At 63.0% G+C, this 23,523-nt stretch carries 17 protein-coding genes; 5 read left to right on the top strand and 12 right to left on the bottom strand.

Annotation, left to right across the window (positions count from 1 at the left end; genetic code table 11):
• Positions 1-3 precede the first annotated feature (3 nt).
• From hpnE to NHAM_RS13765, 4 genes are all read right to left on the bottom strand, one after another.
• A complete protein-coding gene (gene hpnE, locus NHAM_RS13750; RefSeq protein WP_011511128.1) occupies positions 4-1,251 on the bottom strand; it encodes a hydroxysqualene dehydroxylase HpnE in 1,248 nt (415 codons plus the stop codon).
• Positions 1,251-2,087: a presqualene diphosphate synthase HpnD gene (gene hpnD / locus NHAM_RS13755; RefSeq protein WP_011511129.1), complete on the bottom strand. Its 837-nt coding sequence runs from the start codon at positions 2,085-2,087 to the stop codon at positions 1,251-1,253. The genes hpnE and hpnD overlap by 1 nt, the downstream gene beginning before the upstream one ends.
• Entirely contained in the window at positions 2,084-2,962 is an 879-nt protein-coding gene (gene hpnC, locus NHAM_RS13760) for a squalene synthase HpnC (RefSeq protein ID WP_011511130.1), read from the bottom strand. Before hpnC ends, hpnD begins: the two co-directional genes overlap by 4 nt.
• A 191-nt stretch (positions 2,963-3,153) precedes the next feature.
• Positions 3,154-3,399 carry a hypothetical protein gene (locus NHAM_RS13765; protein ID WP_011511131.1) on the bottom strand — a complete coding sequence of 82 codons (246 nt, stop codon included), beginning with the start codon at positions 3,397-3,399 and terminating at the stop codon, positions 3,154-3,156.
• Between the two features lie 582 nt (positions 3,400-3,981).
• Between NHAM_RS13765 and NHAM_RS13770 the strand changes: the two genes are divergently transcribed.
• Positions 3,982-4,482, top strand: coding sequence for a hypothetical protein (locus NHAM_RS13770; RefSeq protein ID WP_011511132.1), 501 nt, complete (start codon positions 3,982-3,984; stop codon positions 4,480-4,482).
• 311 nt (positions 4,483-4,793) lie between these two features.
• On the opposite strand, the gene NHAM_RS13775 is transcribed toward NHAM_RS13770, so the two are convergent.
• The 4 genes from NHAM_RS13775 to ppc form a co-directional block, all read right to left on the bottom strand.
• Positions 4,794-7,157 (bottom strand): efflux RND transporter permease subunit, encoded by a 2,364-nt coding sequence (locus NHAM_RS13775; protein WP_011511133.1) that lies wholly within the window; start codon positions 7,155-7,157, stop codon positions 4,794-4,796.
• A gap of 234 nt (positions 7,158-7,391) precedes the next feature.
• The gene (locus tag NHAM_RS13780) at positions 7,392-8,975 is read right to left on the bottom strand and encodes a B12-binding domain-containing radical SAM protein (protein ID WP_011511134.1); all 1,584 of its coding nucleotides are present in this window, start codon (positions 8,973-8,975) and stop codon (positions 7,392-7,394) included.
• A gap of 207 nt (positions 8,976-9,182) precedes the next feature.
• Complete coding sequence (locus NHAM_RS13785) at positions 9,183-10,532, bottom strand: amidase (RefSeq protein ID WP_011511135.1); 1,350 nt, start codon at positions 10,530-10,532, stop codon at positions 9,183-9,185.
• 24 nt (positions 10,533-10,556) lie between these two features.
• Positions 10,557-13,334: a phosphoenolpyruvate carboxylase gene (ppc, locus tag NHAM_RS13790; protein ID WP_086008356.1), complete on the bottom strand. Its 2,778-nt coding sequence runs from the start codon at positions 13,332-13,334 to the stop codon at positions 10,557-10,559.
• A 268-nt stretch (positions 13,335-13,602) separates the two neighbouring features.
• On the opposite strand from ppc, the gene NHAM_RS13795 reads away from it, so the two are divergent.
• The 4 genes from NHAM_RS13795 (at position 13,603) to NHAM_RS13810 (ending at position 17,207) form a co-directional block, all read left to right on the top strand.
• The gene (locus tag NHAM_RS13795) at positions 13,603-13,812 is read left to right on the top strand and encodes a ferredoxin (protein WP_011511137.1); all 210 of its coding nucleotides are present in this window, start codon (positions 13,603-13,605) and stop codon (positions 13,810-13,812) included.
• Positions 13,813-13,886: 74 nt separating this feature from the next.
• Positions 13,887-15,083, top strand: a complete 1,197-nt coding sequence (locus tag NHAM_RS13800) for a cytochrome P450 (protein WP_011511138.1) — start codon at positions 13,887-13,889, stop codon at positions 15,081-15,083.
• A 61-nt stretch (positions 15,084-15,144) separates the two neighbouring features.
• A complete protein-coding gene (locus tag NHAM_RS13805; protein ID WP_011511139.1) occupies positions 15,145-16,365 on the top strand; it encodes a bifunctional alpha/beta hydrolase/OsmC family protein in 1,221 nt (406 codons plus the stop codon).
• A gap of 227 nt (positions 16,366-16,592) precedes the next feature.
• Positions 16,593-17,207 (top strand): TetR/AcrR family transcriptional regulator, encoded by a 615-nt coding sequence (locus NHAM_RS13810; protein WP_011511140.1) that lies wholly within the window; start codon positions 16,593-16,595, stop codon positions 17,205-17,207.
• Positions 17,208-17,213: 6 nt separating this feature from the next.
• Here the strand turns inward: NHAM_RS13810 and NHAM_RS13815 are convergent, their stop codons facing one another.
• The 4 genes from NHAM_RS13815 to NHAM_RS13830 all read right to left on the bottom strand — a co-directional run bounded on the left by NHAM_RS13815 (position 17,214) and on the right by NHAM_RS13830 (position 23,483).
• Entirely contained in the window at positions 17,214-18,296 is a 1,083-nt protein-coding gene (locus tag NHAM_RS13815) for a YeeE/YedE family protein (protein ID WP_011511141.1), read from the bottom strand.
• 251 nt (positions 18,297-18,547) lie between these two features.
• On the bottom strand, positions 18,548-18,802 hold the full coding sequence (locus tag NHAM_RS13820; RefSeq protein ID WP_011511142.1) for a DUF6489 family protein: 255 nt from the start codon (positions 18,800-18,802) through the stop codon (positions 18,548-18,550).
• A 105-nt stretch (positions 18,803-18,907) separates the two neighbouring features.
• Positions 18,908-20,209: an NAD(P)/FAD-dependent oxidoreductase gene (locus tag NHAM_RS13825; RefSeq protein ID WP_011511143.1), complete on the bottom strand. Its 1,302-nt coding sequence runs from the start codon at positions 20,207-20,209 to the stop codon at positions 18,908-18,910.
• Positions 20,210-20,393: 184 nt separating this feature from the next.
• Complete coding sequence (locus NHAM_RS13830) at positions 20,394-23,483, bottom strand: multidrug efflux RND transporter permease subunit (protein ID WP_011511144.1); 3,090 nt, start codon at positions 23,481-23,483, stop codon at positions 20,394-20,396.
• Between the last annotated feature and the right edge of the window lie 40 nt (positions 23,484-23,523).

The following is a 23,523-nucleotide window of genomic DNA, read 5'->3' on the forward strand; positions in this document are numbered from 1 at the left end:
GATTCAACTGGTTTTCAGAACGAGGTCGGCGGCACGGTTGCCGGAGCGGACCGATCCCTCGATGGTTGCCGGCAGCCCGGTATCAGTCCAGTCGCCGGCCAGAAACAGGTTTTTCCACTCGGTCCGTGCACCCGGACGCAGGGCATTCTGCTCGGGCGAGGCCTCGAATGTGGCGCGGCGCTCGCGCACGATCTGCCAGGCCGGCATCTCGGCCTCGATACCGGCGACCGCGCAGATGTCCTTCCAGATCGCCCGCGCCAATTCCTCGCGCGGCATGTCCACCAGCCGGTCGCCGCCGCTGATGGTGATGGAGAAGCGGTCCGGAAACGCGAACAGCCATTCGATCAGGCCATTCACGACCCCCATCATCGGTGGCTGATGTGGCGGTGGAACGAAACGGAAGTGCGCGTTGACGATGGCGCGGAATTTCGTCGGCACGGTCAGGCCGGGCAGCAGCGCGGCCGCGGGCCGCGGCGGCACCGCCATCACGACGGCATCGCCCGGACCGAGTGCGATGGTCTGATCGCCGAGCGCAAGCGCCGTGACCTTGCCGTTCGCCATGGTGAGCTGCCGCACTTCGTGGCCGACATCGACGCTGCCGCCCCTGGCGCGAATGTAGTCGATCGCCGGCTCGATCAGCACTGAGCTCAGCCCGTCGCGCGCGATCAGTGGGCGGCACGCCTGACCGCCCGCCAACAGCGTTTCGCGAATGATCGCGCCGGCAAGACCGGCCGATCCGTCGGGCGGCTCGATGTTGAGCGCTGCAAGCAGGAGCGGCAGCATCAGCCTCTTGTAAAGCGCGCCCTCGCACTTGATGACGTCGCCAACCCGTGTACGGGTCTTGGCCCAGACCAGCGGAGCGAGCGCAAAGTAATCGGCAGGCGAAGTGTCGGGCACCCGGCGGCTGCGGTCGAACACCCAGAACGGGACGCGCCCGTCGTTGATCTGCAGCTTCCAGCGTTTATTGACGGCAAGATCGATAAACTGGAATTCGGCCTTCGGCGGCCCCTGCAAACCGGCCTCGGTGCCGATCCTACGCGCATAGGCCAGCAGGCTATGGTTGCCGGACAGCACCAGATGGTTGCCGTTATCGATCGTGAGACTGGTCGCGCCATCGAAATAGGAACGGCAACGCCCGCCGACCTGTTGCGCCGCCTCGTGCACGCGAACCAGACAACCCGCGTCGGCCAGACGCACGCCCGCGGAAAGACCGGAAATGCCGGCGCCGACGATATGAACGGTTGTTTGCATCAGATTAACGCATACCGGAGGACGATGGCGATCTTCGCCGCCTGGCTGAGGTGAACGGGCGAGCGCGGCAGCTGAAAACCGCGATGCTCCAGCATATCCAGAATGGCGTGATAATATCTGGACATAATGCGGGGCGCGCGCACGGCACGGCGCGGGTTGCGATTCATGATCTCGTCCGATTCGACGAAATGCGCCTGCGCCCGCTCCACCAGCGGCGCACAGACCTGCGGCAGCGCCGGGTTCGATATCACGGCGGCCGGATCGAAACTGCCGATGTCGGCGCGGAGCAGGCCCTCGCGCGGCAGATATAGCCGTCCAAGCGCCGCATCCTCATCGAGATCGCGCAGGATATTGGTCAACTGCAGTGCGCGACCGAGATGATGCGCGAGCAGGATGCCATCCTGCTCGGGCAATCCGAACACCCGGACCGACAGCCGTCCGACCGCGCTGGCGACGCGATCGCAATACAGATCGAGCGTGGCGTCGTCAGGCGCGCGGATATCCGCCAGCACGTCCATTTCCATGCCGTCGATGATGGCGAGAAAATCCTCGCGGCGCAGATCGAAGGCGCTCACGGAAGCGTCGTAATCGCGCAGCCGCTCCGGCGCGCGCCCCTGATAGAGCGCGTCGATGTCGTCACGCCATTGCTGGAGCGCGGCCCGCCGTTCCGGCCGTGGGCTATCGGAATCGGCGATATCGTCGACATAGCGGCAAAACGTGTAAATCTGGAACATCGCCTCGCGCTGCGCGCGCGGCAGGATGCGCATCGCCGCGTAAAACGAGCTGCTGGACGCGGTAGCTCCCGAACTCGCGTCGGCTGTCGACTCGATCGTCATGCGCCGGCCGCCGGATTCGACACCGGCCGCCGCCGTACCGAGCGGCGAAGCATCTCCGCGGTGATGCCGGCAACACTGTAGCCGAGCAGTTGCACCGGCTTGAGGTGAACCGTCTCGCTCAGGGGATCACGTACCTTTAGCAGCGCGACAATCCCGTCGGCGAACATCCGGATCACGGCGACTTCAAGCCCGAGGCGGATGTCCCTGATCTCGGCCGCGAGCGGCCGTCCCTCGTCGAGCAGCGCTTCGGTTCGCGCGGCAAGGGCGTGCAGGCATTGCAGGAGCGCAGGCGTTGCCTTATCGCCGCCGAGCATCTCGACCGAGGCACCGGATGCGGCCAGCGCATCGCGCGGCAGATAAACGCGGTTGAGATTCTTGTAGTCCTTGGCGCAATCCTGAAGATGGTTGTTGATCTGCAGGCCGGCGCATAGCGCGTCGGATGCGGCCCAGGTCGACGTGTTCTCGCCGTGCACGTCGAGCATGAAACGTCCGACCGGCATCGCCGAATAACGGCAATAGTCGATCACCTCGTCCCAAGTTTCGTAGCGCAGCCTGGTGACGTCCATCCGGAACGCCTTCAGCACGTCGATGGCGTGGCGCGGCGGCATCGACCGTTGCGCCAGCGCATTTCGAAGATTGACCGCTTCCGGCTGGCTATTGCCCTGCCCCAGGAGTTCGCTCTCGAACAGATCGAGCCAGGCGAGCTTGTCCTTCTCGCCGAGTTCGGCGTGATCGGCGATGTCGTCCGCGGTCCGGACGAAATTGTAGAACGCGAGAATCAACGCGCGGTGACGCGGGTGAATGATCCACGACGCGACCGGAAAATTCTCGTCGCGGTGGGTCTTTCCGGATCGCAGTTGATTCGCGGTGGGCATCGGGACCGGCTACAATGATCTGAATCGCAATTGGGCCTCCCGCCAGTTCCGAAATACCGGCAGGCGAGATTGCTCGCGCACCCCATATAGGGGAAACCGCAAGCTAAACCAATGCTATCTTTCGCCTTTTAGCCGTGCCGATCTGCCGCGGCGACGAGCGAACAGGACCGGTTCGTCCGTCCTCGCGGTGCTTATTGGCCGTGGCTCAGCAAGACCTGGTGGCACGCCTTCGTCAGTTTCGGACGGTGCTGCTGCAGACACGCCAGAATGGTGAAATCGCCCTGATCGATCACCTGGCGGCAGAAACGGCTGACGTCCCGCGCGCAGGCGCGCTGTTCCGCGTCAGTCCCGCTGTGCGATTGGCCCTGGGCCTGCGCCATCGTTGTGGTCAAACCGAATGTCAAAAGCAGAGCGACCGATAGAAAAATTTTAGACATCATATTCCTTATAATTACACGGCAGAGAATTCGAACCCGCACAAGCCCGGGCATATGGCTGATCTTTCAAAACGGCGGAGGACGATAACGCCGCGATTCCGTATCGATACCCATACCGGAAGAGATCGCAAGAGCGTACAGATCGCACGCCCCATTCCATCTGCTGCGGTACACACCGGTCGCGATCGACGTGGCTTTTCCTACGAGCATATCCGCCAATGCCAAAAGCACTGTGAAATGCGGCTAAATTTGCGACGGCGGATACATCACCGCAGCCTGTTCCACAGATTTTCAATCACTAATATCTAACATACTGAAATATATCGACTAAAGTACAAGCGAGCGACGCGACGGACGTTTACCGGGCAAATGCGTCGTGGCGTATCCTGTCAGTGCGCGTCCGTTCAGTTTTGTGACAATTCATATCGGTTCATATCGGCAGCGCGTGGGCACTTCGATGCAGATACACGAGCGGCATTGATTATACTACCGGGATTGAACCTCGCGTGCCGCGGCAACAACTAACAGCTTGATGCAGCACGAGAGTCGTTACCTGAGCATCATTTTTATGGAAAACCGGATATGAAACTGTTTGCTTCCAGACTGGTTCGGAAGTCGACGCTTGCAGCCGGCCTTGTCGCGGGCCTCGCGTTATCCACATCCGCGAGCTTCGCCCAGTCTTCTCCGTTTGCAGGCTTCGCGGGGAACTGGTCGGGCAGAGGCACGGTCGCGCTGTCCGATGGATCGAGAGAGAATATTCGTTGCAAGGCATCCTACCACGTGGATCATACAGGCCGAGCCCTGAAACAGAACCTGCGTTGCGCCAGCGACAGCTACAAGTTCGATCTCTCCAGCGATGTGGTCAGCCACGGCGCCGAAATTACCGGGACCTGGAGTGAGGCCAGCCGCAATCTCTTCGGCTCCGTGCGCGGACACGCCGGCGGCGGCGAGATCGAAGTGTTCGTGGAGGCTGCGGGCTTTGCCGCCAACCTGACGCTGCGCGCCCATGGCAACAGGCAATCGGTCTGGATCACCTCGAAAGGCGAAATCAGGGACGTTTCCATCACCATGGTGCGTGGCTAGAGCCATTCATATTTAGATGGAAGCAGGTTGCCGTCATTGCGGGCGACGCGAAGCAATCCAGAAGGCTCGAAAGAACTATAGCGTTTTCAAGCGAAGCGGATACCGGTTCGCGTGAAGAAAATGCGTCAAATCAAAATCATAGAGCCCCGCTTCTGATTCTATCAGAAGCGGAAAGGCTCTGGATTGCTTCGCGTCGCTCGCAACGACGTATAAAAATCGCTTTAAATCATCGTGCTGGCCTCGTGCCGAGCCTGAGGACGTAAATCGGATTATCCGCGCCGGTGCCGCGACATCCACCGCTGCCGCAATCCCTATTTCAGCGCTTTCGCCTGGCCGCCGCCGCGCAACCGCTCCGCAAAGGTGATCAGCCACATCGCCGTCGGGCGCAAAATCAGGAAGTCCGCGGCCAGGGCGGCGACCATGGCGAAGGCGCTGAGCCAGCCGAACAGCCGCAGCGACGGCAGATCCGAGAACACCGTCACCACCAGACCGCACGCCAGCACCACGGTGGTCAGGATCAGCGCCGGCCCCATCAGCACGGTCGCGCGCTCGACCGCCTCGCCGGCGCTGACGCCAGGCTTGCTCTCGGATCGCAGGCGGTTGAGGAAGTGGATGGTCGCACTGAGCCCGAGGCCGAACGAGACCGTGAGCGCGACCACGCTCGCGAACTGCAACCCCTCCCCGAGCGCCCACAGCACCGTGCCGGACAGCACGACCGGAAAAATCCCGGGCAGGATGCAGGCAAACATCACAACGACCGAGCGGAATGCCAGCCCCATGAACACCGCGACCAGCGCAAACTCGATCGTGAGACCGTGGTTGAGCTTCTCGATCATGCTGGCGCTGTTGCGCGCGGCGATGGCCGACAGGCCGGTGACGGCGATCTCATAACCTGGGTGCGCGTTCCGGACCGCGTCCATGGCGTGGTCGAGCTTCTCCACCACCGGCAGAATCTGGCTCGAGTCGCGGTCGGGGACGCGACCTGACACCACGACCGCCGTCTGGTCCTCCGAAATAAAGCGCCGCACCAGATGCTTGGGGAGGACGTTGACATATTCCTTGAGCGTCGCAACATCGTGGCTGCCGGCCTTCTCGGCGAGCCACCGCCGCAGCGTTTCGAGCGACCAGACGTTGCCGACGCCGGCCTGCTCCTCGACCAGCTTGTGGACCTCGGCGATAGTGGCAAGCGTCTGCGGCGAATACAGCGTCTCGCCCTTGGGGAATTCGATCAGGACATCGATCGGGTTGGCGCCGGTGAGTTTTGCGTCGAGGCGGCTGCTGGCCGCCACCGCCTGCTGCTTGTCCGGCACCTGATCCGCGAGCCGGTAACGCGGCTCGAGGTTGGCGTAGACCACCGCGAGGCCGCCGACCACCACCAGGGCAAGCAGGCTGAATAAGCCGGGATGCCCCACCATCCGCACCGCGATCCAGGCGCAGAAGCGGCGCAATACCTGCACGCCCCAATCCGACGTTTTGAATTTCTCCGCGAAACGCTGTTCGTTGCGCACCAGCAGAACCCCGAACACCGGCACCAGCAACAGCACCGCGAGCAGCGCGATGACGGTCGCCAGCAGGCCTGCCTCGCCAAAACTGCGGATCAGGTCCGAATTCGAGAACTGCAGCGCGATGAACGAGATTCCCGCGGTCGCATGGGTCAGCACGCAGGCCGGGCCTACCACCAGAACGGCGTTGCGGAACGCGGAATACTTGTCCTCGCCCGCGATCAGGCGGTCGCGCGCCGCGAACGTCAACTGCATCGAATCGGAAAAACTGATGACCATGATCAGCGGGGTCATCACGTTGAGGAACATGTTGAGGCTGAAACCGGCCCAGCCCAGCACCCCCAACGCCAGCAGGATCGCCAGCAGCGGCGGGAACGCCGCGGCGACCATGAAGGAGACCTTGCGGAAGAACACGATCGCGATCAGACAGCCGGCCAGAATGCCGGCGACGTTGTAGATGATGCCGTCGCGCTCCACCGCGTTGCGGATTTCCAGCTGCATCACCGGCACGCCGGAAAGCTCTTTGGTGAGGCCGGTGGAGGCGAGATCGTCGTTCATGACCTTGCGGATCTGCCCGACAGTGGTGCTCAACCCGCTGCTTTCGACGATCGACGGCTGCAGCGACAGCACGACCAGCGCCAGCGTGCCGTCGTCGGACAGCAGCTTGCCGCGAATGATCTCGTTGGATTTCACGGTCTCGATGAATTTGTCGTAGTCGGCGCCTTGCGGCAGTTCGGACGGAAACAGCGCCGCCGGCAGCTTGCCGGGTTCGGGCGCCTGACGCGCCGAGAACAACGAGATCAGGCCGCGCACGCCATCGACCAGTTGCAGGTCGGTGACCATATCCCGCAGCTTTTCGAGGTTGTCGCGTTCGAGCAGCGCCTTGCCCTCGACCACGACCAGCACGTCGAACTCGCTCGACGGGAAGCGCTTGGTCACTTCCTCGTACTGATGATACTCCTTGGTGTCGGAGCGGAACAACTGGCTGAGCGAATCGTCGATCTTGATGCGCTGGATTCCGAACACCGCGCCGATGACCATGGCGAGCAGAATGATGCAGGACAGGATCGGCGCACGCACCGCAATCAGACCGATCCGCTCAAGCCCGAAGGCGATGCTGAGCGACCGGTCGATCGGGGCGCCCTGGTCGGCATCGCGGTTTCGCTCAAGCATGCGCTGTCCCTGTCGTGAACGCCATCGTTAGCTATTTTCCTGGAGGCTTTGGAGCGCCCCGGAAGCCGGCGGGCGGCTCGCTTTAGCCATCGACAGCACGCATAAATTTTCGGCGCAAGGTGTAGCGGTTTCCCGGAGAGACCACAAGCAAGGGCGGCAACGATCCGCGCCACTCAAGCCGAAGTGGTTCGACCGGCGGCCGCTCCTGCCCGTCCCGGTATCCGCAGCCATCGGTTATTCGGCGGGAACGGAAGCTTCTCGCAACTTCAGCGAATAATAGGAAGCGTTGGTTTTGCCGCGAGAGGCCGAGCGCGCAAACAAAATAAGGTGATGGGCAACCAGAATCGAGCCGATGAGATATTCAATCTCGCCACGCGCCAGCCGGCGCAGTGCGAATTTCCAGAATACCCGCTTGTAGTCGCCGCGCACACCGACCCTCCAGAAGATGTTGCGCAGCATGGTCAGGCCGAGCTTGATATTCCGCCACGACCTCTGCTGCGGCGTGCGCGGCTGAACCCGCTTCGGATAGGTTTCGCGGATCTGGTACTCGTAGCGCTCCAGAAGTCTCTCAGGCTCATACGCGCGGCCCATGCATTCGCGCCAGGTCCCCACGACATGGTCGTAGGGCAGCCGGAAGTCGACGTTGGAATCGCGCGCCTCGTCCTCGATCAGCCGATTCTCCCGCTTCAGGCGATCCCACAGCGGCGTCTTCGGCAGCGCTTGCAGGAGATTGATGGTCAGAAGCGGAATCTGCGATCGGTCGATGAATTCGAGCAGATGCTGTCCGGTCTCGGACTTGTCGGTGTCGAGCCCGAGGATGATTCCGGACACCACCTCCATGCCGTAATCGTTCAGCGTCCTGATCGCATCCATGATGGGAACCACCATGTTGTGATCCTTGTGCATCGCTTTCAGCGCCACGGGGTCCGGTGTCTCGATGCCGCAGAAGATGGTGGCGAAGAACGCCTCGCGCATTTGCGACAGTATCTCCGGACGCTTGGCGATATTCAGCGTCGCCTCGCAGGAGAACCGCAGCACGAAACCGGTCTTCTTCTGCCATTCGATCAGGTGCGGCAAAAGGTCCAGCGCCGCCTTGCGGTTGCCGATGAAATTGTCGTCAACGAAATAGACCGAGCCGGTAATCCCGCATTCCAGCAGCTTGTCGAGTTCGCGCGTGATCTGCTCAGGCGTCTTGAGTCGCGGGTTGCGCCCATAGAGGCCGGGAATGTCGCAGAACTCGCACTGATACGGGCAGCCGCTGGAATACTGGATGCTGCCCAGGAAGTAATGCTTGATGTCGGCCAGTTCATAAGCCGGAATCGGGAATCTGGTCATGTCCAGCCGATCGGCGGTTTTGAGGACAATCTGACCATCCGGCCGCGACGGGTCGCGCGCCAAGCGTCCGATCAGGTCGTCGGTGGCATCACCGAGTTCGCCGACGTGAAGATAGTCGAACGACGGATAATAGTCGGGGCAGGCGCTGACCGACGGACCGCCGAGCGCGACCGACAGATCGAAGGCGTGGGCGCGGCGGCAGATATCGTTCATCTGCTGGCGCTGGATGTGCATGCCGCTGACGAACACGGCCTCTGCCCATTCGAAATCCTCGTTCGTGGCGAAGCGAATGTTCTCGTCGATGAAACGGACCTTCCACTCGGCGGGCAGATAGGCGGCGATCAGCAGAAGTCCCTGCGGCGGCATGAAGGCCTGTACGCCAGCGGTCAGGGGATAGGCGTGCTCAAACGTGCCGAACGACGACGTGTAGCGGGGAAAGACACAAAGAATGCGCCGAATGCCGTACCGGCCCACGCCCCTCATCGCACCTCCCCTTTGTGCAAATACACACCGACCCGAAACCCTTACAAACCCCTGGCGCTCGCAATCGTTCCGGATTACGTGAACCAAAAGCGCGGTCGAAAACCTGAGCGACGATTTCCTCAATAATGTGGCGAAGCCGCAAAGACATCTGCGCGAAAACGCGCTTTGCGCTGTTGCCCTGACATGACGGCCGCAGAAGTGAGGTCTTTACGCGCGAACGATCGGCTCGACGCCCGCCGCGAGTTCGAAAATCCGGCGATCCGACCCGCCGGCCGCGGCCAGCATCAAGCCCACCGGCGCTTCGCCCTCGCGATGACAGGGCAGCGAGATCGCGCAACCATCGAGGATGTTGATCAGCGCACAGTTGCGCAGCGACAGCATGTTGGCTTTCGCGTAGGCGGCATCGTGGGCGAGGTCAGCGATCACCGGCGGCGTGATCGCCACCGTCGGCGCGATCAGGGCATCGTACGGCGCGACGCGGCGCTCAAAGCCCGCGATGATCGCGCGGCGGACGGCGAGCAGATCGACATAGTCGGCGGCGCTGAGGCTCTCGCCGTGCCGAATGCGGCTGATGACGCGCGGATCGTAGAGCTCCGCCTTTTTTGCAATCAGCGCGCGGTGCCAGGCCCAGCTTTCCGCCGCCGAGAACCCGCCCCCGACGTTCCGCGCCGCGACCTCGGCGAATTCGGGAACGGCGATGCGTTCGATCACGGCGCCGGCGTTGGCCAATCGGTCCAGCGCGTGCTCAAAGGCCCGCGCCACCGCGCTGCTCAGGTCGTCCAGCATCACCGTGGTCGGCATCGCGAGCCGCAGCCCCTTCACCGGGCGCGGCACGACCGGCGCAATCGGTTCGTCCGCCAGCACCGCGTCCATCGCCGCGCAGCAGCCGACCGAGCGGGCAATCGGCCCGTAGCTGTCCAGCGTGACCGATAGCGGCACGCCGCCGTCGAGCGGAATACGGCGCGCGGTCGGCTTGTAGCCGACGATGCCGCAATAGGCCGCCGGAATCCGGCAGGAGCCGCCGGTGTCGGTGCCAAGCGCGCCATGCGCCATGCCGTCGGTGATCGACACCGCCGCGCCCGACGACGATCCGCCGGGCACATGACCGACGTCGCGCTGCCAGCGATTTTTCGGCGTGCCGTAGTGCGGATTGATGCCAAGTCCCGAATAGGCGAATTCGGTCATATTGGTGCGCCCGATCACCACGAAGCCGGCGCGGCGCAGACGCGCCACGACCGGCGCGTCGTTCGCTGCCGGCGGCGCATCGTCGAGCGCGCGCGAGCCGGCGCGCGACACCTGTCCCTTGATATCGAACAGGTCCTTGATCGAAACCGGAATGCCGGCGAACGGCGACGGCGCGGCATTGACCTTGCGCAGTCCGTCCATGGCCTCGGCGGCGGCGACGGCGCCGTCCGCATCGACCTGGATGAACACCCGCGCGCCCTCGCCGGCTTTGTCGGCGATTTTCGCAAGGCAGTCGTCGACGAGCTTGCGCGCGGTGGTACGCCCCGCCGCAAGATCGGCGGCGAGCGTGGCCAGGGTCGGGTGATCGGACATGGCAAACCTCGCAAATCGGATAGATCAGCCGCTGTTGCGCAGGCCCGCGGAAATTCCGTTGATGGTGAGCTGGATACCGCGCAGCACCTGCTCGTCGCCACCCTGTGCACGGTGGTCTTTCAATAATTCGACCTGCACGTGATTGAGCGGATCGAGATAGGGGAAACGGTTGCGGATCGAACGCTCAAGCAGCGGATTGCCGGCGAGCAGCCGCTCCTGCCCCATGATCGCGAGCAGCGTGTCGATGGTGAGGTGCCACTCGCTCCGGATACGCCCGAAGATGGTCTCGCGAAGCGTCACGTCGGGCACCAGATCGGCATAGCGCGACGCGATCGCGATCGAGCTTTTCGCCAGCACCATATCCATGTTGGAGAGCAACATGCGGAAGAACGGCCACTCGCCATACAGCTCCTGCAGGAACGCCATGCCCTTGTCGGGATGATCCGCTATCCAGGATTCCACCGCGCTGCCGAATCCGTACCACCCCGGCAGCATCACGCGGCATTGCGCCCAACTGAACACCCACGGGATCGCCCGGAGATCCTCGATCCGGCGCGTCTTCTTGCGCGATGCCGGCCGGCTGCCGATATTCAATGTCGAGATCTCGTTGATGACGGTAGAGGCCCAGAAATAGTCCTCGAAGCCCGGCGTCTCGTAGACGAGGTTGCGGTAGGCCGCGAAGGCGCGCGACGACAGCGACTCCATGGCGTCGAGATAGTCAAGGCTCGGTGCGCTCTGTCGCGGCTGCAACAGACTCGCCTCCAGCGTCGCGGCAGCGAGGATTTCCAGATTGTTGCGGCCGACCTCGGCGTTGGAGTATTTGCTGGAGATGATTTCGCCCTGTTCGGTGATCCTGATCTGGCCGTTCACGGCGCCGCCGGGTTGCGCGAGAATGGCGTCGTAGCTCGGTCCGCCGCCGCGTCCGACCGATCCGCCGCGGCCGTGAAACAGCCGCAGCCGCACTTGGTGGCGCTCGAACACCTCGACGAGGCCGATCTCGGCCTTGTAAAGCTCCCATCCGGACGTGACGAAGCCGCCGTCCTTGTTGCTGTCGGAATAGCCGAGCATCACCTCCTGCAGGCCGCCGCGGCTGTCCACCAGCGCCCGGTATTCCGGGAGCGACAGCAGCCGGTCCATGATGCCGGCGCAGGCCTGTAAGTCCTCGATGGTCTCGAACAACGGCACGATGTTGATGGCGCTGTGACCCGTGGGGTCGACGAGGTCGGCTTCCTTCAGCAGCAACGCGACCTCGAGCAGGTCGGATACGCCCTCGCTCATCGAGATGATGCATTGAGGGATCGCGCCGGGGCCGAACATCTCGTGCGCCTCCGCCGCGGCATGGAACACCGCGAGTTCGCCTAGCGTCTCGTCGCTGTATGTGATGAACGGCGACGTCAACGGCCGCGCGCTGCGCAGTTCTCGCAGCAGCACGACGATCCGCGCCTCCTCGCTCAGGGCCAGATAGGACGTGCCCGGCACGGCGGCATCGAGCAGTTCGGCGATGGTGCGCTCGTGAACGGTGGAGTTCTGCCGCAAGTCGAGGCAGGCGAGATGGAAGCCGAAACAGTCGGCAGCGCGGCGCAGATGGCGCAGCCGCCCGCGCGCGATCACCTCCGAGTTATTCTGGGTCAGCGAGCGGTGGAGAACATCGAGATCCGCGCTGAATTCGGCGGCGCTCGCATAGGGCGGGGCCTTGCCGTAAGGCGGGCGCAGCGTGTCCGCCTTCAGCTTCAGCGCCGTGGCTGAAAGCCGCGCGTAAATGCCGGACACCGCGAGGCGGTAGGGCTCGCCGCGGCGATGCGGCGAGGTATCGGCCGATCGTTCGGCCAGCCCGCGCAGTTCCGGCGAGACATCCGTGAGATCGGCGGCCAGCGACAGTTCGCGGCCGAGTTCGTGCAACTCATCGAGATAATAGCGCAATACCCGCGAGGCCTGCATCCGCAGGGTGCCGCGCATGACGTCGGCCGTCACGAACGGATTGCCGTCGCGGTCGCCGCCGATCCAGCTTCCGATCCGCAGGAACGACGCCATCTCGTTCGAGGCACCGTCGGCGGAGGCATCCTGCAAGCGGTCTTCCAGCACGCAGTGCAGCCGCGGCACCTCGCGCAGGAAGGCATAGTCGTAGAACGACAGCCCGTTGGCGACCTCGTCGAGCACCGTGAGCTTGGTCCGTCGCAAAAGGTTGGTCTGCCACAGCGTCAGCACCGCGCGGCGCAACTGTTCCTCGCTGACCTCGTACTCGTCAGGGGTGAGTTGCATCCGCTCGCGCCGGTCGAGCAGGAACGCAACCTCCATTTCGCGGTCGATGGTGCTCTTGCGGCGGACCTCGGTCGGGTGGGCGGTCAGCACCGGGCTGACCAGCGCACTGTCGAAGAAGGCCTGCAATTCGGCGCCGCTGAACCCGGCCTCGCGCGCGCAGGCGAGCGTGTGCGCCAGCACGCCCTCGTGCCGTGCCCCGCCCTCGAGGCTCTGGCTGCGCATCTGGCGGATGTTGTTCTGATCCTCGGCAATGTTGGCGAGGTGCGAGAAATAGCTGAAGGCACGGACGACAAGCACGGTCTCGTCCGTCGACATGCCGTCGAGGATGGCTTCCAGTTCACGCCGCGCCGGCTTGTCCTCGTCGCGGTGAAAGCGGATCGAGGTCTGCCGGATGCGCTCGACCAGATCGAACACGGCGGCCCCTTCCTGATCGCGCACGGTATCGCCAAGAATGCGCCCGAGCAGCCGGATATCGTCGCGCAGCCGCGCATCGAGCGCAGCGGCGTCAGACTCCGGCTGACCCGCACGGGGTAACGGCATCATCTGACGAGACATCGCACTGCTCCTGAAAGTCCGACCCTATCAGTCGCAATTTTCTTGCTGCGACGCAAGAAACCGCGGCCAACGATGCACAAAAGATCAGCGGCCGCCCCCGGACATAACCGGCTCGCCGCTCGCGCGGCACCCACCGGACATGTCTGACGGTGCCGCCGGATGGCTTTTCACATAAATGGATGCATCGGCCCAGCCGGCAGTGGCGCTGCACCGACGGAGCAGCTATCTTGCAAGTCATTTCAAAGGACGACCCTGCATGTCTGGCACCCTCAGGATTCATGTCGATCCGGACAAATGCCAAGGGCACGCACGATGCAAATCGCTGGCGCCCGAACTGTTCGAACTCGACGCACTGGGTAACGCCCACGAGATCGGCGACGGCACCGTCCCGGCCGGGCTTGAGGACAAGGCATGGCTCGCGCAGGCCAATTGCCCGGAATTCGCGATTGCGATCAAGGAAGAATAAAACCGGATTTTATTAGTTTTTTTGCGCCCGCCGCCCTGGCTTTGATCGGGCGGCAGCGATCCCGGAGGAGTTCGATGTCCAGCCCTGCCCCCGTCACCGACTGGGTTCGCGATTTTGACCATACCGACCCGCGCTGGACGGAAAATCCATACCCGATCTGGGACGAACTGCGCGCAGAATGTCCCGTCGCTCACACTGACCGCTTTCTCGGCGTCTATCTGCCGACCACCTATGAGGCGGTGAAGGAAATTTGCTACGACACCGAGCATTTCTCCTCGCGCCGCGTTGTGGTGCGCAACGTCCGCCCAGAACCGCCGCCGCCTGCACCGCCTATCACATCGGACCCGCCCGCGCACAAGCACGCCAAGCAGATTCTGCTGTCGCCATTTTTGCCCGACGCGGTGAGGCAGCTGGAGCCGCGCGTGCGCGCGATCTGCAACGATCTGATCGACGGTTTCATTAACGACAAGAGTTGCGACGCCGCGGCCCGCTACACGAAACGTATTCCGATCCGTGCGATTACCCACATGCTCGGCGTCCCGGAAAAAGACGGCGACCTCTTCATCAGGTGGATTCACGAGATGCTCGAACTCGGGGTTCACGATGACAACATGGTGATGAAGGCGATTCACGAAATGGTCGCGTATTTTGCCGAGCAGATCGAATCGCGAAAGAAGCACCCGACCGACGACCTGATCTCGACATTGATGAATGCGCGGGGCGAGGACGGACAGCCGCTGACAGACCTGCATGTGCAAGGGGCGCTGCGATTGCTGCTGGTGGCAGGCCTCGACACCACATGGAGCGCGATCGGCTCCTCGCTCTGGCATCTCGCGCAGACGCCGGCGGACCGCGCGCGTCTCGTCGCGGAGCCGGAGCTTCTTCCGACGGCGATCGAGGAATTTCTGCGCGCCTTTTCGCCGGCCACGTCGGGGCGCGAGGTCATGAAGGAAACCACTGTGAGCGGCTGCCCGATGAAACCTGGCAACACCGTGCTGCTGTCCTTCCCGGCCGCCAATCGCGACCCGGCGGTATTCCCCGACGCCGACAAGGTCATCATCGACCGCAAGGAAAACCGCCACGTCGCTTTCGGCGTCGGCATTCACCGCTGCGTCGGCGCCCACCTTGCACGCATGGAGATGCTCGTCGCGATCGAGGAATGGCTGAAGCGCATTCCGGATTTTCGGCTCGATCCATCCGGCGAGATAACATGGTCCGAGGGCAGCGTGCGCGGCCCGCGCCAGCTCCCGCTGCTGCTTGGAACGGGTTAATCTACCGGCAGCGCGGTATCGTGCGCCGCGACGCGACCCGCATGAACCAGGGACGCCAGACATGCCGAACGAACGTTTCCAGTTTTCCGGGTCGGATGGTTCTGAGCTTGCAGCCACGCTGGATCTTCCCGACAGCGAGCCGGTGGCCTACGCGCTGTTCGCGCACTGCTTCACCTGCGGCAAGGACGTGCTGGCGGCAAGACGCATCGCCGCGGGACTGACGGCGCGTGGAATAGCGGTTCTGCGATTCGACTTCACTGGCCTCGGTGCAAGCGAAGGCGAATTCGCCAACAGCACGTTTTCCTCCAATATCGCGGATCTCGTTCTGGCGGCGAATCATCTGCGCCAAACCCGCAAGGCACCATCGCTTCTGATCGGCCATAGCCTCGGCGGCGCCGCCATTCTCGCAGCCGCCGCGCAAATTCCCGAGGCAAAAGCGGTGGCGACGATCGCAGCGCCGTCCGATCCGGCGCATGTCACGCACCTGTTCGCCGATCGCATCGCGGACATCCGCGCGCAGGGCACGGTTGAGGTCTCCCTCGCCGGCCGCCCATTCCATATCAAACGGGAATTTCTCGACGATATCGCCGAGCACAACCTGATGGGACAGGTCGCGGAGCTGCGGAAGGCGCTGCTGATCCTGCATTCGCCGACCGACGACACCGTGGGGATCGACAACGCCACCCGCATTTTCATTGCTGCAAAACATCCGAAAAGCTTCATATCGCTCTCGGGAGCCGATCATCTGTTGAGCCAGAAGCGCGACACCGATTACGTCGCCGAGGTGATCGCCTCCTGGGCGCAACGCTACCTAGAACCGGCGCCGATCGGCCCCACGGAGGACACCGGCTCACGCGACGTCGTCGTTCAGGAAACCCGCCGCAGCAAATTCCAGCAGACCGTGACCGTCGGCCCGCACCGGTTGACCGCCGACGAGCCGATCTCCGCCGGCGGTGACGATACCGGACCAGGACCTTACGATTTCCTGCTTGCAGCGCTCGGCGCCTGCACCTCCATGACCATGCGAATGTATGCCGAGCGGAAGGCGCTGCCGCTTGATCGCGTAACGGTGACGCTGCGACATCGCAAAGTCCATGCCGAGGATTGCGCGGAGTGCGAAACCAAGACCGGCATGCTCGATCAGATCGAGCGCGAGATCGCGATGGAAGGGGCGCTCGATCCGGAGCAGCACCGGAAACTTATGGAGATCGCCGATAAGTGCCCGGTTCACCGGACGCTGACGTCGGAGATTCGCATCGCGACACGCGCGGTGAACCGCTGATCGGCACAATCACTCCGGAACGTTACACCACGCGACCGACGCTCAAATGCGGGACCGCGAGACACACCGGATATCCACCGGATTGGATATCACGCGGCGATATCGTCGGTTTTCGTCGTTCCCTGTTACGAAACGGCGCAGTTACCCCACGTCGGTTGTTTGCGGCTGTACAGCAAAAACGTTTTACCTATAGTGACCGCTGGGAATGGAAGTGGGCGGCGGTGTCTATGAATAGCAGAGCGAAAGCTGCGGTCAGAAAACGGCCGGGCCGGGTTCAAAGACGTAAGAATTTACTCGACGCCGTCCATGCGGTGATATCGGAAAGCGGAATCGATGGCGCCAGTATGCGTCAGATCGCCGATCGCGCAAACGTCAGCACCGGCACCATCAACTATCACTTCGGCAACAAGCACAAGCTCATGATGGCCGCGTTGCAGGCGTCTTGTCTGCCCCCGCGGGAATGCGACAGTTCCGCGGATTCACCGCTGGCCCAGCTCAGGGTCCTCGTCTTCAGCCATGCCTTTCGATCGTCGACCGACCGCTTCTGGCACTTCTGGGTCAATTACACGGCAGCCGGCACGCGCGACACGGAGATGCGCAAGCATCAGAACCAGCGATTCGAAAGGCAGCAGGCCGCATGGACCAAGCTGATAGAAAGCGCGATCAATGCCGGAGAGCTTCCGTCATGTCCGGATGCCGAGGTGGTTTCCGAGCAGTTGCTGATCTTCATCCATGGTCTGGCGATGCGGCAGATCATGCAGCCGGGTGCCGAGAGCCGTCTGCATTGCGAGAAGCTGCTGGAGAGATATTTCGAGACGCTGGAGCGCCCGCGGCAAAGCTGAGCCGGGTTAGAGCGCAGCCGAGGCCGAATCCTGCGGGGACGTTAGTGCCTGAACGCGAAGCGGCCCGCGCAAACCGACCGCGGCTCCGACGACGATTCCGGTGATGGCGACAAACGACGCCAGCGCCAGTGTCGAAAGGCCGGTCAGGCCCTGCCCGACCGAACATCCATAGGCCATCGCCCCGCCGGAGCCCATGAACGCCGCGCCGGTGACCGAGCGCAGCATGTGACGCGGCGAGTGGTAGGCCTCGAGATGAAAACGGCGCGTCACCAGCGCGGTGACGAGGCTTCCGAGCACGACTCCAGGCACCAGCGCGACGCCGAAATTCATCGTCAGGCCGGTCGACAGCATCATGTATTGCACGGTATCGGCGACGGGTGCGACGAACGTGATCGACGTGACCGGCACCGGATTGAAATCGTCGGCGCCGAGATAGCCGGTCGCATACCATCCGGCGGCAACGAGGAGACCGACAATCAGGCCGGCCGCGATCTGGCCCCAGGAACGCCGGAATGCCGCATGTGAAAACGCGAAGGCGATCAGCACGCCACTGACCGCGAGGGCAGCGAGCGCCCGTGCAAGCGACGCGCTCAAGCCGAGCGTCCCCGCCAGCGCCGGCAGCGAGGTGACGTTCGGCGTGGCCTGGCTGGCTTGCAGCACGGCGATGCGCGCCGGCGCGATCAGGCCCTTCAGGGTCATCTGTGCCGCGATACCGAGAACGATCACCACCACCAGCGAGCGAAGATTGCCGCGTCCCAGCAGAATCAGTGCGCGCGATCCGCAACCATTCGACAGCACCATGCCGTAACCGAAAATTATACCGCCCGCGAACATCAGGGGCGCCGAGAACGACGGCTGCAAATAAATCGATTTTCCCGGATCGACGAGGCCCGCGCCGGCGAGCAGTTGCGTGGCGGCGACCGCGACACCGATCGCCAGCGCGTAGGTCCGGACTAATCGTCCATCGCCCTGCCCCCAATATCCGCGCAAGCTGCTCATCAGGCAGAAGCCGCTCAGCAGGCCGACCACGCCGAAAACGAGGCCAACCAGAAAGCCGGCGTAAACGGTGAGGTGGGGATCGGGCGACACGACATGTCCTTCTCAGTCCGACGTCGCTATTATGGGGCGCGCGACCGCCGTTCTCAATTGGATTTGACAATACAGGATTTGACAGGCCGCTTTTGCGGTAACGTCCTGCGGACCCGACCGCTCACGATCCCCGAATGAACGTCGCCTTGTGGCGAGCACCACGATGTCATGAATCGGCGACATCAAGCGGCAGGCAGAGGCCCGGCGGGCGAAGCCGGCGCTCGACGGATGCATGGCGTCGCCGGACGCGTCTACTTTTTGTCTTTTGTCCGGCCTGTTCCGAATCCCGACATGTTGACGAACATGTCCTGAAAGCGCTCGGCCATCTTCGGATCGAAGGTAAACCAGTTCTGCAGGATCGCTTCCGGCGAGAACTTGTCGATGTTCTCCGCCATCTTCTGCTGGAGCTTGTCCATCACGGCGTTCTGCATCGGTTGCACGTCTGGAAGCCCCATAAACTGGCGGGCCTCGAGCGGCGTACAGTCGATCTCGATATTCACTTTCATGGCGCGCTCCTGAATCGGCCTGGATATACCCGCGGGAGAGCAGTATCGCCGAGAGCGCCGGTGGCGCAAGCAATCATGACGCGATGCGAAACCGCGAACGGAGGTTCAGCCAAAGCGCTCTGCGGCAAACGGTCTCGGATCGGCCAACGGCTCCTCGCCCGTCATCATTTCGGCCAGCAGCCGGCCTGTGACCGGCCCCAGCGTCAGGCCGTGATGCTGGTGTCCGAAGTCGAACCACAATCCGGCATGGCGCGCCGCTTTTCCGATCACCGGCAGCATGTCGGGCATGCACGGGCGCCTTCCCATCCACGGCGTCGCATCGATCGCGCCGCCCAGCGGGAACAACTCGCGCGCCATGGGAAGCGTTCGCTCGATCTGCACCGGTGACGGCGGCGCATCGCGACGAGCGAATTCCGCGCCGGTCGTCAGGCGAATGCCGCGATTCATCGGCGCCAGCAGATAACCGCGATCCGAATCGAGAACGGGATGATTGAGCACCGCATTGCCGCGCGGCGCCAGATGCAGGTGATAGCCGCGCTTGATGCCGAGCGGCATGTTGTAACCGAGCCGACGGAATACATCATCCGACCACGGCCCCAGGGCAATCACGGCCTCGCGCCCGCTCAACGCTCCGTTCGGGCCATCGACACGCCATGACGCTTCGCTTTGCATCAGCGTCCGCGCGTCGGCCGCGATGAAACGGCCGCCGCGACGCACGAACAACGCCGCATAGGCTTTCGTCAATGCTCCCGGATCCGGAATAAAGCCCGGCGCCGGCCAGTGAATGGCACCGGCGAACGTTCCCGACAGGTTGGGCTCGCGAACGGCGATCGCTTTATCGTCAAGAACATCCGCTTCGACCCCATACCGGCGGATACGTTCGAGGTCGGCGAGGCCCTTGTCGAGCGTCGCATTCGACCGGAACAGCTTGATCCAACCCGTCCGGCGCAGGAGTTGAGGCACACCGGCCTCTGCGATCAGCGCTTCATGCTCGACAAGGCTGCGCCTGATCAGCGGCAAGGCGGCCATCGCGCTGCGGAACGCACGTTCAGGTGAGGACGCCAGGAAATACCGGACCAGCCACGGCAAAAACGCCGGCAGATCGCGAAAACGATAATGCGCTTCCGCGGACCGGTTCAGCGCATAACGCAGAATCTGCCGCAAATCGTAGGGAAACACATAAGGGAAAACCGACGCGCATTCGATCAGGCCGGCATTTCCATAACTCGTCTCCTCGCCAGCCCCTTCGTGCCTGTCAACGAGGATGACATCCCGCCCTCGCTTCTGGAGATGCAACGCGGCCGAAACGCCGACAATTCCCGCACCCAGGACCAGAACATCGGCTTTGACCAGCGCCACACGGCTCTCCGAACCCAAAAATCGTTCGGCCTCGCCGAACGTTATCATTCCAACTTAAGTATCGCCGTTCGGTGGCGCAAACCCGTCGGCGTCACGTACCGATCCGAAACCGCCAAAACGGCGGAGCACGCATGATGCGAGCAACGACGGCTTTCGGATCGGTTGCCGAAAGCTGCGATCAAAGGCCGCTACGCAGGTTCGAACTCCTGTCGACCGATACGGTATTGCCGGGTTACGTCGGCCGCAGCGCCTTCGAGTCAAAATCGGCAATCTGCTTGTTGCGCTCCGACCCGGCGCCGGCCAGGTGATCGGTTGCAATCGCCACATAGACGGCCGGAAGCACGAACAGGGTGAACATCGTTCCAATCATCATGCCCGACACGACGACGAGACCGATCGAGAACCGGCTCGCCGCCCCCGCGCCCGATGCCGTCAGCAGCGGCAGCAGGCCGGTGACCATCGCCGCGGTCGTCATCAGGATCGGGCGCAGTCGGACCCGCGCCGCCATCTCGATCGCCGAGCGTTTGTCGAGACCCTCCTTGAGCTGCAGTTCGTTGGCGAATTCGACCATCAGGATGCCGTGTTTGCTGATGAGGCCGATCAACGTCAGCAGGCCCACCTGGGTATAGATGTTGATGGTCGCAACCCCGAAGAAGAGCGGGATCAGCGCGCCCGAGATCGCCATCGGCACGCTGATCATGATGACGAGCGGATCGCGCAGGCTTTCGAACTGCGCCGCCAGCACCAGGTAGATGATGATGAGCGCGAAGCCGAAAGCGATCGCGAGCTGATTGCCTTCCGTTACGTATTGTCGTGCGTCGGCGAGATAATCGTGGCTGAATCCCTTCGGCAGATTTTTCGCTTGCTGTTCGAGGAAGTCCACCGCGTGGCCCACCGTCACGCCCGGCATCGGCACGGCCTGGAAGGTCGCCGCATTGAGCTGGTTGTAGTGCGTCAGCGCGTTGGGATCGGAGTCCGTCTTGATCGTCACCAGCGTGGACAGCGGAATCTGCTGGCCGGTAATGCTCGGCACATAGTAGCCGTCGAGCGATTCCGGCGACAGGCGCAGGCCACGCGGTACCTGCGGAATCACCTGATAGGAGCGTCCCTGGAGGTTGAAGCGGTTCACGTAGTTGCCGCCGAGCAGCGTCGCGAGCGTCGCGCCGATCTGCTGCATGTTGACGCCGAGGTCGTTCGCCTTGGTCCGGTCGATGGCGACTCGCACCACCGGTTGGTTGAAGTCGAGATCGCTGTCGCTGACGATGAACAGGCCGCTTTTGCGCGCCGCCTCCTTCAGCTTGTTCATCTCCTCATAGACCGCCTGGAAACCGGCCGTGGTGTAGAGCACCATCTGCACCGGCAGACCGCCCGGACCGCCCGGCAGCGGCGGCCGGTTGAAGGCGAAGGCGCTCACGCCCTCGACCTTGCTGATGTCGGCCTGCACCAGCGGCTTGATATCCATCGCGGACCGCGTGCGCTCGTCCCACGGCTTCAGCAACATGCCGGCAATGCCGTTGTTGATGCCGTTGGTACCGTTGATCATGAAGCGCAGGTCGGTCTCGGGAAAGCTCGCAAACTTCTTGTCGAGCTTGTCGCCGTAAAAATCCATGTAGTCGATATTGGCGTATTTCGGCCCCTTGATGACCGCGAATACGATGCCCTGATCCTCCTCCGGCGCCAGCTCCTTTGATGTGTTCATGTAGAGGAAGCCGACGAGCCCGAGGATCGTCACCGCGAACAGCGCCGTGATCGGCCGGTAGTCGAGCGAACGGTCCAGCCTGCGGCCGTACCAGTGCGTGACCGAGGTGAAGATCTTGTCGACCTTGGTGGCGAACCAGCCCTGCCCGCCGTGCTTCAGCAGCACCGAGCACATCATCGGCGACAGCGTCAGCGCGATGACGCCGGAGACGATCACCGCCCCCGCCAGCGTGAAGGCGAATTCGCGGAACAGCGCGCCGGTGAGGCCACCGAGAAAGCCGATCGGCGCATACACCGCGGCCAGCGTGATCGTCATCGAAACGACCGGGCCGACGATTTCACGCGCGCCCTGCAACGACGCCTGAACCGGCGTCTTGCCCTCCTCGATATGGCGGTAGATGTTTTCCACCACCACGATGGCGTCATCGACCACGAGACCGATGGCCAGCACCATCGCCAGCAGCGTCAGCAGATTGAAGCTGAATCCGGCCGCCATCATCAGCGCGCAGACGCCGATCAGCGACAGCGGGATCGTCACCACCGGGATGATGACCGAGCGCAGCGAGGCGAGGAACAGGAAGATCACCACGATGACGATGGCGACCGCCTCGATCAGGGTCTTCTGCACCTCGTGGATCGAGGAGGTGATGAACTTGGTCGAGTCGTAGGCCACCTTCATCTTCATCGACGGCGGAAGATTCCGCTCGATGTCGGGGAACAGCGCCCGCACACCCTCGACGATATTCAGCGGGTTGCCCTGCGGGGTCGCCTGCACGCCGATGAAGATCGCGCGCTGGCCGCTGAAAGCGACGCTCGCATCGGTGCTCTGCGCGGTAAGCTGAACATCTGCGATATCCTCCATGCGCACGAATCCGCCGTCCTTGGCCTTCACGGTCATGCGCTTGAACTGCTCGACGTTCTGCAGGTCGGTATTGGTCGAGACGTTGGAGATCGTGTAGTAGCCCTTGGTCTGGCCGGCCGCCGCCTGGAAGTTGTTGGCGGCGATCGCGGCCGCGACCTCCGTGGTCGACACGTTGCGCCCGGCCATTTTCACCGGATCGAGCCAGACGCGCATCGCGAAGGTCTGGCCGCCGAGGATGTCGGCCGAGGCCACGCCGTCCACGGTCGAGAGGATCGGCTGCACCACGCGCGTCAGGTAGTCGGAGATCGCCGAGCCCGACAGTTCGTCGCTGGAGAAGCCGATATACATCACCGCCGTGGTCTCGCCGGTGGACTTCAGAATCACCGGGTCGTTGGCTTCCTTCGGGATCAGGTACCTCACCGAATTGACTTTCGACAGCACCTCGGTGAGCGCGGCGTTCGGATCGAAGTTCAATTTGACGTAGACCTTGATCTGGCTCTGGCTCTGGGTCGAGGCTGAGGTGATGTAGTCGACGCCCTCAGCCGATGCGACCGCCTGCTCGATCGGCGTGGTGATAAAGCCCTGCATCAATTCCGGCGACGCGCCCGGATAGACCGTGGTGACCGTAATCACGGTGTTGGACAGCTTCGGATACTGCCGGATCGGCAGATTGAAGGCCGCCGCCAGGCCGATCAGCAGGATCAGCAGGCTGACGACGACCGACAACACCGGCCGCTTGATGAAGATATCGGTGAATGCCATTGCAGGCGCTCCGTTGACACGGGGCCGCTCCGCTGATCGG

The sequence above is a fragment of the Nitrobacter hamburgensis X14 genome (assembly GCF_000013885.1).
GTDB classification, from domain to species: Bacteria; Pseudomonadota; Alphaproteobacteria; order Rhizobiales; family Xanthobacteraceae; genus Nitrobacter; species Nitrobacter hamburgensis.

What these genes read in the sequence shown, in the direction of transcription:
- hpnE (WP_011511128.1), bottom strand. Translation starts at nt 1,251, where the DNA reads ATGCAAACAACCGTTCATATCGTCGGCGCCGGCATTTCCGGTCTTTCC.
- hpnD (WP_011511129.1), bottom strand. Translation starts at nt 2,087, where the DNA reads ATGACGATCGAGTCGACAGCCGACGCGAGTTCGGGAGCTACCGCGTCC.
- hpnC (WP_011511130.1), bottom strand. Translation starts at nt 2,962, where the DNA reads ATGCCCACCGCGAATCAACTGCGATCCGGAAAGACCCACCGCGACGAG.
- NHAM_RS13765 (WP_011511131.1), bottom strand. Translation starts at nt 3,399, where the DNA reads ATGTCTAAAATTTTTCTATCGGTCGCTCTGCTTTTGACATTCGGTTTG.
- NHAM_RS13770 (WP_011511132.1), top strand. Translation starts at nt 3,982, where the DNA reads ATGAAACTGTTTGCTTCCAGACTGGTTCGGAAGTCGACGCTTGCAGCC.
- NHAM_RS13775 (WP_011511133.1), bottom strand. Translation starts at nt 7,157, where the DNA reads ATGCTTGAGCGAAACCGCGATGCCGACCAGGGCGCCCCGATCGACCGG.
- NHAM_RS13780 (WP_011511134.1), bottom strand. Translation starts at nt 8,975, where the DNA reads ATGAGGGGCGTGGGCCGGTACGGCATTCGGCGCATTCTTTGTGTCTTT.
- NHAM_RS13785 (WP_011511135.1), bottom strand. Translation starts at nt 10,532, where the DNA reads ATGTCCGATCACCCGACCCTGGCCACGCTCGCCGCCGATCTTGCGGCG.
- ppc (WP_086008356.1), bottom strand. Translation starts at nt 13,334, where the DNA reads ATGATGCCGTTACCCCGTGCGGGTCAGCCGGAGTCTGACGCCGCTGCG.
- NHAM_RS13795 (WP_011511137.1), top strand. Translation starts at nt 13,603, where the DNA reads ATGTCTGGCACCCTCAGGATTCATGTCGATCCGGACAAATGCCAAGGG.
- NHAM_RS13800 (WP_011511138.1), top strand. Translation starts at nt 13,887, where the DNA reads ATGTCCAGCCCTGCCCCCGTCACCGACTGGGTTCGCGATTTTGACCAT.
- NHAM_RS13805 (WP_011511139.1), top strand. Translation starts at nt 15,145, where the DNA reads ATGCCGAACGAACGTTTCCAGTTTTCCGGGTCGGATGGTTCTGAGCTT.
- NHAM_RS13810 (WP_011511140.1), top strand. Translation starts at nt 16,593, where the DNA reads ATGAATAGCAGAGCGAAAGCTGCGGTCAGAAAACGGCCGGGCCGGGTT.
- NHAM_RS13820 (WP_011511142.1), bottom strand. Translation starts at nt 18,802, where the DNA reads ATGAAAGTGAATATCGAGATCGACTGTACGCCGCTCGAGGCCCGCCAG.
- NHAM_RS13825 (WP_011511143.1), bottom strand. Translation starts at nt 20,209, where the DNA reads ATGATAACGTTCGGCGAGGCCGAACGATTTTTGGGTTCGGAGAGCCGT.
- NHAM_RS13830 (WP_011511144.1), bottom strand. Translation starts at nt 23,483, where the DNA reads ATGGCATTCACCGATATCTTCATCAAGCGGCCGGTGTTGTCGGTCGTC.